The 14,391-nt window shown below is 42.3% G+C and carries 3 protein-coding genes; all 3 read left to right on the top strand.

Annotation, left to right across the window (positions count from 1 at the left end; translation table 11 throughout):
- The first annotated feature begins 136 nt into the window (after nt 1-136).
- Genes AACQ38_RS11440 through AACQ38_RS11430 form a run of 3 tightly spaced genes read left to right on the top strand, consistent with a single transcriptional unit; the run spans nt 137 to nt 14,387 of the window.
- On the top strand, nt 137-3,643 hold the full coding sequence (locus tag AACQ38_RS11440; protein WP_165578162.1) for a non-ribosomal peptide synthetase: 3,507 nt from the start codon (nt 137-139) through the stop codon (nt 3,641-3,643).
- Complete coding sequence (locus tag AACQ38_RS11435) at nt 3,640-8,361, top strand: non-ribosomal peptide synthetase (RefSeq protein WP_242685568.1); 4,722 nt, start codon at nt 3,640-3,642, stop codon at nt 8,359-8,361. The genes AACQ38_RS11440 and AACQ38_RS11435 overlap by 4 nt, the downstream gene beginning before the upstream one ends.
- On the top strand, nt 8,358-14,387 hold the full coding sequence (locus AACQ38_RS11430) for a non-ribosomal peptide synthetase (protein ID WP_165578161.1): 6,030 nt from the start codon (nt 8,358-8,360) through the stop codon (nt 14,385-14,387). The genes AACQ38_RS11435 and AACQ38_RS11430 overlap by 4 nt, the downstream gene beginning before the upstream one ends.
- Nucleotides 14,388-14,391: the final 4 nt, after the last annotated feature.

The raw sequence follows: 14,391 nt of genomic DNA, 5'->3' as shown, positions 1-14,391 counted from the left end.
ACAAGATCAAACAACGTCACTAATGATTTTCGATGCCCATATGCTAACATGATTGGAAATTTATTATTTTACAATTATGGACATGATAAATAATCACGCGTGTAAATAATTTGATATTATATTTTCAAGGAGATATATGAAGAATGCAGCGCAAATTGTGAATGAGGCTTTAAATCAAGGAATTACTCTGTTTGTTGCTGATAACCGATTACAATACGAAACTGGCCGTGATAGTATCCCTGCGGAATTATTCAATGAATGGAAAAATTATAAACAAGAGTTGATCGACTTCCTGAGCCAGATCGATGCAGAAGAAGAAATTCAAACATATCAATTACAGAATATCCAACGTGATGGCAATGCAGAACATTATCCACTCTCATTTGCTCAACAACGCCTGTGGTTTATCGACCAACTTACCGAAGGTAGTCCTCAATATAATTGTCCCGGATATTTGAGATTACGGGAACAACTGAATTTCAACGCTTTTAAGGCTGCGGTAAAAACATTGCTTGAGCGTCATGAGGCGTTACGTACCCATATTAAAGTTATTGATAATGAGCCACGGCAAGTCATAACACATTGCTATGATTTACCCATTACACGACATGATTTGACCGCATTCTCTGAAACTGAGCAAGAATCTCAAATCAAAAGATTCAGTAAAGAAGAAGATAACTTGGTTTTTAACCTCAGTACTGATTTGATGTTGCGTATTCGCTTGATAAAGCTAGCTGAAAATGATTATGTGATTATCTATACCATTCACCATATTGCCTGTGATAGCTGGTCAATAGAGATCTTTGTCAATGAACTTATCACCTTATATCGCGCGTATAGTAAAGGAGAAATAGCCCCATTACCGCCACTTAAAATCCAATATACCGATTATGCTCAATGGCAACGAAATTGGCTGCAAGGCGATATTCTGGAAAAACAACTGGATTATTGGCAAACCCAGTTATCAGGTATTTCTCCACTTCACCGTTTTCCACTGGATAACCCACGACCAGAGAAACAGAGTTTTGAGGGGCGGCTTAATGAACAACGTATTTCAAAGGATTTGACACAAGAAATAAGAGTATTATGTCACCAACATGAAGTCACATTATTCATGTTTCTGGAGACAGCCTTTGCCGTATTGTTGAGTCGTTACAGTAATGAAAAAGATATTCTGGTCGGAACACCACTTGCAGGGAGAAGGCACCATGATATTGAGCCTCTGATTGGCTTTTTTGTTAACTCTCTGGTGATCAGAACGGATTTATCCGGCCAGCCCACTTTCAGTGAATTATTAAAGCAGAACAGTCGCACTATTCTGGATGCTTATGCACATCAAGATCTGCCATTTCAAATGCTGGTAGAACAAATGAGTCCGGGACGAAACTTAAATTATAACCCGATATTCCAAATCGCTTTTACTCTGGAGAATACTCAGTGTGATACGGTACTGGCGCAGGATAATAATATTGAGTTTGAAGAACGTCTGCTTTTGAAAGTCCGATTTGATTTGGAAATTCATATTTATGAAGAAGAGGAGGGGGGATTATCCCTGTTATGGGTTTATGACAGCAGCTTGTTCAACAATATGACTATTGAAAGATTACTCGCCAATTATGAAACCTTGCTTGCTAATATTGTTAGTGTCATGAAGCCATGCATTGGTTCCGATCTGATATACAAGGAACCCTCTGTCCATGATATTCCTCTGTTAGCAGAAGCTGAAATACAGACTTTATTACATGAATGGAATGGCCCGCAGGATCATATCCAGCATGGCGGCTGTTTTCATGAACTATTTGAGCAACAAGCTGCGCGGTATCCTGAAAAAATAGCCGTTATTTTTGACGGCAATTCATTAAGTTATCAGGAACTAAATAAACAAGCTAACCAACTTGCTCACTACTTGATAGAACAAAAGATCAAACCAGAAACATTGGTCGCGCTCTGTATTCCTCGTTCAATACGCGCTGTAGTCGCGCTACTGGGGATTATTAAAGCCGGCGGAGCTTATTTGCCGTTAGATCCCAGCTATCCGAAATCCCGTCTTCAATATATGTTAGAACACAGCGAAGCTGAGTTCATTCTGACCGAAACAAATCTGATAGAAAAACTCCCAATCAGCCAACAGAAAGTCATCTGTTTGGATACTGAGACAATACAATCACAATTGCAGCACATGCCTGCGGACAATATCGCTGAACGCCCATTCCCACTAACGGAAAATAATCTGGCTTACGTTATTTATACCTCTGGTTCTACGGGTAAACCGAAAGGAGTTATGTTGGAACATAAGGGGTGGGTAAATCTGGCACTTTCGCAGGCGGGTTTATTTGGTGTTGATTCATATAGCCGGGGATTGCAGTTCGCTTCCTGGAGCTTTGATGCCATGATCTTAGAAATATCGATGACACTGGCGTATGGAGCCGCACTTTATTTAATTTCAGAAACTCAACAGCATAGCCCTGAATATTTGGATGAGTTAGTTGATAAACACCAGATTACCCATGCTGTATTACCACCCGCTTTGCTGCCTTACCTAGACTTTAACAAATGGCGTTCCGTTTCAACCTTACTTTTAGCGGGGGAAGCGGTACCGCCACAGATCGCCGTTCATTGGTCACAGGGCAGAAAACTGTTCAACGTCTATGGCCCGACAGAGTGTACTGCTATTGTGACTTCGGGCTTATTAACGGATGACAAAATTACGATTGGGAAACCATTGCCTAATACCGTTATCCGTATTCTTGATCCATCAGGCAATTTAGTTCCTATTGGTGTTGCCGGGGAATTATGTATTGGCGGCATCCAACTGGCACGCGGGTATTTGAATTCTCCTGAAACAAACGCAACGAAATTTATGACTGATTTGACGGGCAAATCCCAATCCCAACGTTTATACCGAACGGGAGATTTAGCCCGTTGGTTGCCTGATGGTAGTGTGGAATTTATTGACCGGATTGACTCTCAAGTCAAGATTAGAGGATTCAGGATTGAGTTGGGAGAAATCGAAACTGTACTGGTCGGGCATGATGCTTTAAGCAGTGCTGCGGTTATGACTTATGGGAACGATAAAAGATTGATTGCCTATGTTTGTCCAACCAAAGATTGGCTGGATAAAAAAGGGCTAAAATTTAATACCGACAACGTTTCTCAATCCTCCGATATTAAAGCTGAACTTTCTGAGCTACTTGAATCAGCACTGAAAAAACAATTACCAGAATACATGGTGCCAAGCCTTTATATTCCGCTAGAGCGAATGCCACTCACGTTAAATAACAAAGTGGACAAAAAAGCGTTGCCTATTCCAAATGAAAATGATTTCCGCCAACAAGGTTATGTCGCGCCAAGAAATGAAGTAGAGAGAAAAATCAGTCAGTTATGGCAAGAAGTGTTGGGCGTTAGTCAAGTCGGCATTTATGACAACTTTTTTGTGCTGGGTGGTCACTCTCTTCAGGCAACCCGCCTTATCAGCTTAATACGCAATGATCTAAACATTGAAATACCGTTGAGCAGTGTCTTTGAGCATCCAACACTGGAGCGATTAGCACGAATTGCCACGATTCATCAGGTTAAAGAAAAAAGAAAGCATTTCCAGGCTGGACAAGAGACAACACAGAAACTATTGGAAGGTGATATATGAAAAATGCGGCACAAATTATCAATGAAGCTTTAAATCAAGGAATTACTCTGTTTGTTATTGATAACAAACTGAAATATAAAACCAGCCGAGACAGCATTCCTCCGGAACTGCTTAATGAATGGAAACAATATAAACAAGAATTGATTGATTTCCTGAAGCAAATCGATTCAGAAGAGGATTCGGACACTCACCGACTGCAAGGTATTCCGCGTTATGATCGTGCGGAACATTACCCACTTTCATTTGCTCAACAGCGTTTGTGGTTAATCGATCAACTCACCGAAGGCAGTCCGCAATATAACTGCACAGGTGATTTCAGGTTGAGAGAGTCGCTCAATCTCAACGCTTTTGAGGCGGCTATAGCAACATTACTTGAACGTCATGAATCGCTGCGTACTTATTTCAAAATTATTGATAATGAGCCCCGGCAGGTTATCGCGACTGCTTATGATTTGCCGATTACCATACATGATCTGTCCACACTTGCAGAATTTGAGCAGCAACAACAGGTTAAACAACTCGGTGAGCAAGAGTGGAAACAAGCTGTTAATCTCAGCACTGACCTGATGCTGCGTATTCGGTTGCTAAAATTAGCAGATGATGATTATTTCATTCTCTATACGATTCATCATATCGCTTGTGATGGCTGGTCGCTGGCAATCTTTATCAGTGAGCTGCTGACATTATATCGTGCTTATTGCCAAGGCGAGGGTAATCCTCTGCCACCATTACCCGTTCAATATACTGATTATTCACAATGGCAACGGGATTGGCTGCAAGGGGATATTCTGGAAAAACAACTGGATTACTGGCAAAACCAATTATCAGCTATTTCTCCTCTTCACCGTTTTCCATTGGATAATCCTCGACCAGAAAAACAAAATTTTGAAGGGAATGTTCATCCACAACGTATTTCAAAAGCGTTGACCCAAGAAATACGAGCACTGTGCGCCAAACATGAAGTGACGTTATTTATGTTTCTGGAAACGGCTTTTGCTGTGTTGTTGAGTCGTTACAGTAGTGAAAAGGATATTCTGGTTGGCATGCCGCTTGCCGGACGAAGACACCGTGACACTGAGCCTTTGATTGGATTTTTCGTCAATTCACTGGTGATCAGAACGGATTTATCCGGTCAGCCGACATTCAGTGAACTATTAAAACAAAATAGTCGTACGATCCTGGATGCTTATGCACATCAAGACCTGCCTTTTGAGATGTTGGTGGAGAAAATCAGCCCAGAACGGAATTTAAATTATAATCCTATTTTCCAGATCATGTTTGCAGTACAGAATAATCAACGGGATACAACGCTGGAGCAGGATAGCATCGTGACATCTAAAGAACGTTCTCTGCTGACCACCCGATTTGATTTGGAAGTTCATATCTATGAAGAAGACGAAGGTGAGTTATCCATTGGATGGATCTCTGACACCAGCCTGTTCAGAAATGCGACCATTAACAGATTAATCGCCAATTACGAAATTTTGCTGACTAATATTGTTGATGTGATGAAGCATCATGCGGGTATCAGCGAGCCGTCCGTTCATGACCTTCCATTATTGGCGGATGCTGAACGGAATACCTTACTGCATGAATGGAGTGGGCCACAAATTCCTTATCCGACCGGGAAATGTTTCCATGAACTCTTCGAAGAGCAGGTATCACAACACCCTGAAAAAAATGCACTGATTTTGGGCGATGACTCCCTGAGCTATCAATCATTAAATGAACAAGCGAACCAATTGGCTCACTATCTGCTCGAACAGGGGATCATACCGGGCACGTTGGTTGCATTTTGCATACCAAGGTCATTGCAAGCTGTTGTGGCATTATTGGGTATTCTTAAAGCGGGTGGCGCTTATGTACCGTTAGACCCCAGTTATCCGAAAGCCCGCCTTCAATATATGTTGGATCACAGTGAAGTCGAATTCATCCTGACCGAAACTCACCTGGTTGAAAAACTGCCAATCAGCCAGCAGAAAGTGATTTGTTTGGATACAGAGACGGTACAGTCTCAGCTACAACATATGTCTACAGATAATATTACTGAGCGCCCACTTCCGCTCACGGAAAATCATCTGGCTTATGTGATTTATACTTCCGGCTCTACCGGTAAACCGAAAGGGGTGATGCTGGAACATAGGGGGTGGGTTAATCTGGCATTCTCGCAAGCAGATTTATTTGGCATTGATTCCCATTGCCGGGGGTTGCAGTTTGCTTCCTGGAGTTTTGACGCCATGATCTTAGAGATGTCGATGACATTGGCCTATGGCGCAACATTGTATTTGATTTCCGAAACCCAACGGCGTTCCCCTGAACTGTTGGATGAAGTGGTTGAAAAACATCAGATAACCCATGCGGTACTACCACCGGCCCTGCTTCCTCATCTGAATTTTAATAAATGGCGTTCTGTCTCAACTTTGCTTTTGGCGGGTGAAGCCGTGCCACCACAGATTGCTGTTCGTTGGTCACAGAATAGAAAACTGTTTAACGTATATGGTCCGACAGAATGTACATCCATTGTCACCACTGCTTTACTCACTGACGAGAAGATTACGATTGGAAAACCGTTGCCTAACGTTGTGATGCGTATTCTTGATCCAGAAGGTAATTTGGCTCCGATGGGCGTTATCGGGGAACTGTATATTGGCGGTGTTCAGTTAGCTCGTGGTTACCGAAACGCACCGGAAATCACAGCAAGGCAGTTTATCCGTGATCCATTCAGCCCACACTCAACGGATGGCGGGGAAAACAGGCTTTATCGAACGGGCGATTTAGTGCGTTGGACACCGAATGGTCAATTGGAATTTATCGGCCGTGTTGACTCTCAGGTTAAGATCCGTAGTCACCGCATAGAGTTGGGTGAAATCGAGACAGTTTTGTCCGGGCATGATGCTTTAAGTAGTGCTGTTGTGGTCGCTTATGGTCAAGATGAAGATAAAAAACTCATTGCGTATGTCTGCCCAAGCACAGAGTGGTTAGGTGAGAAAGCGGTTGAATTTAACGCAAGCAGCGTTGAGAACTGGACAGAAATTTTTGATGATCAGTACCGTCAAACCACAACGAAGCCTACAACGAATAGTACTCAAAAAGAGAGCACTCAGAAAGGTGATGTAGTTGCATCAGACAGTGATTTCGGCGGCTGGATGAACAGCTATACTGAACAGCCGATTGCCCTTGAGCAAATGGAGGAATGGTTAACAGGAATCATGCACAGGATTAAAGCCCTGCATCCTCATCGCTTACTGGAAATTGGTTGTGGTACCGGATTATTGTTGTATCGCTATGCTGAACAGTGCGAATCAGTGGTGGCGACCGATATTTCGGCTGAGGTTTTAAATCGGCATCAACATATTCTGCAACAACGTGGCTGGTCACATGTGCAGCTCAGAAGAGGCGATGCGCTCAACTTAGGAACATTGAGCGCTGATGAATTTGATACTGTCGTGATTAACTCGGTTATCCAATATTTCCCCAATGTTCAATATCTGGAAAAAGTACTTGAACAGTTAATACTGGCGGTGGAAGCGGGTGGGAAAATTTTGCTGGGAGATATCCGCAATTTAGATCTATTAACCGCCCATGCTACAGCAATAGAGCAAAGTCATCTTAACGGGCAGCGTATTCAGGTAGGGACGCTGGCGAACCGTGTTCAGCGGCGTTTACAACAAGAACCCGAGTTTTTACTCAGTCCAACTTATTTTGCCCAATTACCGGAGCGTTACCCCGAAATTGGTCGGGTTGATATTCTGGTTAAACGTGGCATCGGCGACAATGAAATGTTGCGTTATCGTTACGATGTCATATTGCACAAAAGAGGTGAAAAGACCAAATCTTGTAATGAATTGCTTTCAAGTTGGCATCATTTCGATTCTTTTGACAGTCTGCGTAATTTGTTACAGATGGGCACCGAGGATATATTGGGTGTTTCAGGTATCCCCAACGCCAGAATTAAAGATGACCTCACTTTGGCAGAAGGGCTGCGTCACTGGTCAGCCAATCAGATGATAACGCCACCCGCAAATGTTGGCAGTTTCTCCCCACAGGCATTACAACAGGTTCAGGAATTCGAATCCTTATTGCAATACGCTGAACAATGTGGTTATCAATGCGGCATTACATGGTCACAACAGCAACCTGATTTGCTGGATGTGATTTTTAGTCGTGGAGAGTTACCGCCGGTACAAGCACGTGCTGACTATAATCAAACCCATTTAGCTAATTATCCGCAAATTTCGGCCATCAGTGGGGAACTGTCAGAATTACTCGAATCCGCACTGAAACAGCAACTGCCAGAATATATGGTGCCAAGTCTCTATATTCCACTGGAACGAATGCCACTCACATTAAATAACAAAGTGGATAAAAAAGCGTTACCGATCCCAAATGAAGATGATTTACGCCGACAAAACTATGTGGCACCAAGAAATGAAATAGAAATTAAGATTGGTCAGTTATGGAAGCGGTTATTGAATGTCAGCCAAGTAGGCATCTATGACAATTTCTTCACATTGGGTGGACATTCACTTCAAGCAACCCGCCTTATTAGTTCAATACGTAACGAATTAGAAATAGAAGTTCCGTTGAGAAGTGTTTTTGAACACCCGACACTTGAGCAGCTATCACAGGTGGTCACTATTCATCTTATCAAAGAAAAAAGAAAACATTTCCAGGCTGGGAAAGAAACAACGCAAGAACTATTGAAAGGTGATATATGAGAAATGCCGCGCGAATTATCAATGAATCTTTAGAGCAGGGAATTACTCTGTTCGTTACTGATAATCGTTTACAATACGAGACTCGCCGCAGCAGTATTCCACCCGAATTGCTCAGTGAATGGAAACAGCATAAACAGGAGTTGATTGATTTTCTGAACCAGCTTGATGCAGAAGAGCAAACTCAAACGCATCACTTTTTGCAAGATATTCAGCGTGATGGTAAAGCAGAACATTATCCGCTTTCATTTGCCCAACAACGACTATGGTTTATTGATCAACTGGATGGAGGTAGTCGCCAATATAACTGTATGGGGGATTTCAGGCTGCGGGAATCCATTAACATAGAGGCGTTTGAGGCAGCCGTTAAGGCATTACTTGAACGCCATGAAGTCCTGCGTACCCATTTTAAAATCATCAATAATGAACCGCGGCAATTTATTGCCGCGGATTATGATTTACCGATTACAGATCATGATTTATCTGCGTTGTCTGAAACTGAGAAAAACGATCAGGTAAAACAAATTAGTAAGGAAGAAGAAAATCTAATTTTCAACCTGAATACCGATTTGATGCTGCGCGTCCGGTTAATAAAATTGGCAGAAGATGATTATCTTATTATTTATACGATACATCATATCGCCTTCGATGGCTGGTCGATGGCAATATTTCTCCATGAATTTTTCACGTTATACAAAGCTTATTGTCAGGGTAAGGCAAATCCGCTACCGCCGCTGAGAATTCAATATGCCGATTATGCCCAGTGGCAACAGAGTTGGTTGCAAGGTGATGTGCTGAAAAAACAACTGACATACTGGCAGAATCAGTTAGCTGGAATTTCACCCGTCCACCGTGTGCCGCTGGATAATCCACGTCCGGAAAAACAAAATATTGAAGGACGGCTTCATCTACAGCGTATTTCAGCACATCTTACCCAAGCAATTAGAGCATTATGCACCAAACATAACGTTACACTATTTATGTTCCTGGAAACGGCTTTTACCGTATTACTGAGCCGCTATAGCAATGAAAAAGATATTCTGGTTGGAACAGCTATTGCCGGCAGACAACATCCTGATATTGAACCTCTGATCGGTTTTTTTGTTAATTCATTGGTTATTAGAACAGATTTATCCGGTCAGCCGACGTTCAGTGAATTATTAAAACAGAACAGCCGTACCATCCTAGATGCTTATGAACATCAAGCTTTGCCGTTTGAGATGTTGGTGGAAAAGCTCAGCCCGGAACGAAGCTTAAATTATAATCCGGTATTTCAGATCATGTTTGCAGTACAGAATAACCAACGTGACGCAATACTGGGACAGGATGATATTATTGAACTCGGGGATAATTTACTCAGAACAACTCGGTTTGATTTGGAAATCCATGTTTTTGAAGAAGAACAGACAGACGAATTATCTATAGTATGGATTTCAAATACCAGTCTGTTCGATAGTAATACCATTGAAAGATTTATCGCCAATTACGCAACCTTGCTTTCTGGCATTGTTGAGGTAATGACAGATGACTCAGTCAATAAAGAGCCCTCCATTCATGAACTCCCATTATTGTCAGAAGCTGAAAAGCATATTTTACTGCATGAATTAAATGGGCCGCAGAACCATTATCCACAAGGGCGTTGCTTCCATGAACTGTTTGAAGAACAGGTGGCACTGAATCCTGAAAAAAACGCGCTGGTTTTTGGTGAGGAAACCTTAAATTATCAGGCGGTTAATGTTCAGGCCAATCAATTGGCGCATTACCTGATTGAGCAAGGTATCCAGCCAGATACCTTGGTTGCAATTTGCCTTCCCCGGTCGTTGCAAACAGTGATTGCACTGCTGGGCATCCTCAAAGCGGGTGGTGCTTATGTGCCTTTGGATGCCAGTTATCCGCAAGCGCGCCTGCAATACATGCTGGAGCACAGCGGGGCTGAAGTTATCCTGACCGAAACACCGCTGGTTGATAAATTGCCTATCAGTCAGCAACGCGTTATCTGTCTGGATGCTGAAACGGTACATTTATATGTACAAAACCTGCCTACCGGCAATATCGTGCATCGTCCGGTGCCCCTGACAGAAAATCATCTGGCCTATGTCATTTATACCTCTGGCTCTACCGGCCGACCAAAAGGCGCGATGTTGGAGCACAAGGGGTGGGTGAATCTGGCGCAAGCACAAGCCGCGTTATTTGGTGCGGATGCTGATATTCGCGGGTTGCAGTTTGCTTCCTGGAGCTTCGACGCCGCAGTGTTGGAAATGGCAATGACCTTGGCCTATGGCGCCACATTGTATTTGATTGCAGAAACACATCGCCGCTCGCCTGAATGGTTGGATGAGATGGTTGAAAAATACCACATTACCCATGCTGTACTCCCGCCAGCGCTGTTGCCTCATTTGGATTTCAACAAATGGCGCACAGTTTCAACCTTGTTGTTGGCAGGGGAAGCCGTGGCACCGCATATCGCCGCGCAGTGGTCGCAGAGCAGAAAGCTGTTTAACGTTTATGGCCCAACAGAGTGTACTTCGATTGTGACCTCCGCCTTATTAACAGCAAATAAGCGAGTGACGATTGGAAAACCGTTGCCGAATACCGTGATGCGAATCCTGAATGCCGACGGTAATCTGCTGCCTCTTGGTGCTGTCGGGGAACTGCATATCGGCGGCATTCAACTGGCGCGTGGTTACCGGAATGCACCGGATATCACGGAAAAACAGTTTATCCGAGATCCTTTCAGTACCAACCCGGCAGACCGACTTTACTGTACTGGTGATTTAGTACGCTGGACGCCGGAAGGTGAGTTGGAGTTTATTGGCCGCCGGGATTCGCAGATCAAAATTCGCAGCCATCGCATTGAATTGGGTGAAATTGAGTCGGTACTGGCGGGGCAGGAGATTTTAAGTAATGCTGCCGTGATCGTTGATGATCATGACAGTGAAGAGAGGAAACTCATTGCTTATGTTTGCCCGAGTACCAATTGGTTGGCGGAGAAAGCAGCCGATTTTAATGCCGATTACATTGAAAGCTGGACAGAGATCTTTGATGGTCAGTATCGGCGGGAGATAACAGAAAATATTGCTACCGATGCTACCGATGAGAGCGATAATAATAGTGATTTTGATAGTTGGATGAACAGCTATACCGAACAGCCAGTTGTGTTAGATCAAATGGAAGAGTGGCGGATGGGAACTATGCAGCGGATTGAATTCCTGTACCCCAGAAGCTTATTGGAAATTGGCTGTGGATCGGGCTTATTGTTATATCGTTACGCTGGACGATGCGAATCAGTATTAGCCACGGATATTTCAGCGGAGGTATTGGCGCGTCACCAGAAGATTTTGCAACAGCGTGGCTGGTCGCACGTGGAGCTAAGAAGGGGAGATGCACTGAATTTGGGCACTATCACGCCTGATCAGTTCGATACCGTTGTGATTAATTCCGTTGTTCAATACTTCCCCAATATTCAATATCTGGAAAAAGTCATTACCCAGTTATTACCCGCGGTTAAATCCGGGGGAAAAATTCTGCTAGGAGACATCCGTAACTTAGATTTGTTAACTGCACATGTAACAGCCATCGAGAAAAATCGCCTGAATGGGCAACGTATTTCGGTGGGTACGTTGGCAAACCGTATTCAACAGCGTCTACAGAAAGAAAAAGAGTTTTTATTGAGTCCAACTTATTTTGCACAATTGCCGACGCGTTACCCTGAAATTGGAAGAGTGGATATTTTGGTTAAACGTGGTGTTGGCGACAATGAAATGCTGCGTTATCGTTATGAAGTGATATTACACAAGTGCGATAAAAATGCGGAATTATGTTGCAATTTACCCCTAACTTGGTGCGATTTTAACTCTATTGAAGATCTTTATCATGTGTTGGAGACAGGGAAATTCGATACATTTGGTGTCTCTGGTATTCCTAATGCCCGTATCAAAGATGATTTTGATTTAGCGGAAGGTCTACGCCATTGGCCATCTAATCAGATTATTTTTCTACCAAAAGATGTTGGCGATTTTTCTCCAGAAGCCGCAGAGCAAGTTTTGGCCCTCGAATCCTTACTTCAATATGCGGAACAGTGCGGCTACCAGTGTGAACTTACATGGTCACAGCAGCAGCTTGATTTACTGGATGTGATTTTCAGCCGTGGTGAATTACCTCAAGTGCAGGCACGTTCAGATTACAGCCAAACGCATTTAGCTAATTATCCGCAACTTCCTGCTATTAGTGGAGAACTTGCAGAGCTACTGGAATCCGCCTTGAAAAAACAACTGCCGGATTATATGGTGCCCAGTTTCTATATCCCATTGGAACGCATTCCACTGAATTTAAACAATAAAGTGGATAAAAAAGCGTTACCTATTCCGAATGAAAATGATTTACGTCGTCAGGCTTATATCGCACCGAGAGATGAAATCGAGGAAAAACTCTGTCAGTTATGGCAAGAACATCTAAAAATCAATCAAATTGGTATTTATGATAATTTCTTCTCACTCGGTGGTCATTCACTCTTGGCAGTTAAGATAACCGCTTCCATAAGAAATACGTTAACCAATAATTTCAATATGCATGAGCTGTTTGCAAATCCAACTATTGTTCAGATTGCAAGTGTGATTCGTCACAGTCATAAGCATGAAATATCTGCATCGAAGACAACACACAATATATCTGATCACAATGCATTTGATGGAAAAATGCCGATTTCTTATTGTCAGAAAATGTATTGGTATTTTGTGCAAGAAGCGTTGTTGGAGGACAGTTTCCACGTACCCATTACTTTGCTGATGGCAGGAGAATTGGATCACAGTGCGTTGGAAAAAAGTTTAAATACCATCTTAGCGCGACATGAAAGTTTACGTTTTAAGTTTTATCAAGAAAATGGGCAAATTTTCATGCAGCCTGATAACAGTATGAAAATCAATCTTCAAGTTATCGAAGCGTTACCAAGAGGAATCGAGAGAGACCAAATTATTATTGAAATTAATAAACTCTGGCAAGAGAAATTAAGAACACCTTTTGATGTTTATAATGGTCCATTAATCAAGACATTTCTACTGCCTGTTTCGGAAACAATCACGGTATTATTGATTGATGTGCACCATATTATTTCCGATGGGTGGTCTGTCAATATCATTATGAATGAGTTTAAACAGTTATATACCGCTTATTCACAGGGGCAAGAAAACACATTGCCACCCGTTGCCATGCAATATTCTGGTTATGTTTATGACTTACAAGAAATCCATGTGACTGAAGTAGCTAAAAAACAAATTAAGTTCTGGCAACAACAATTTGCTGATGTTAATCCAGAGAGCGATTTTCCTGTTTCTTTCAGAAAACATCTGGCTTCAAAATATCGGTCTCATGCCCATCATATCAAAATACCTGATTCGCTGGATAAAGCTGTTTTACAATATTGTGAAACTCACAAAATCACACCTTATATGTTATTTATGGCTTTGTTCCACACTTGTCTTTTTATGTACTCCGGTGAATCACAACTTATTGTTACCTCACCAAAAGCTGACCGAACTCGCATCGAAAGCCATCAAACAATAGGGTTATTCTTGGGTGACTTGATAGTAAAATCCAATATTAATCAGGAAATGAGCCTACAAGAAATCATTAAGCAGGTTAGTCAGTCTATTCATCGCGCCATAGAGAATGCTAATATCCACATGTCTGTTGTGATTGACGTGATGGGAGAAAAAGCGAGGGAGGGTATATTTAACGTTCTGTTTAACTATTTGGATGCACAAAATTTCTATGATTTTATCGACATGTCTAAAGATGAAAAATTATCATTGCCAAATCTTGAGGTGGAAGTGATAGATACCGAAATAATTCCTTTTGAATCACTTGGGATGAATTTCTTATACATGCCACAAAATATCAAGTGTGAACTCCATTACAATCCGGAACTGTATACAGAAGCAGTCATTGATAGGATGGCTATATATTATGAACGACTGTTAAACGTCATCGTATCCGGCCAAGAAAAAGAGAGTATCAGTCAGTTTTATGATTAAATTT

The sequence above is a fragment of the Photorhabdus sp. RW14-46 genome, assembly GCF_963887965.1.
GTDB lineage: Bacteria > Pseudomonadota > Gammaproteobacteria > Enterobacterales > Enterobacteriaceae > Photorhabdus > Photorhabdus laumondii.
This window is presented reverse-complemented; position numbering and strand designations above follow the sequence as displayed.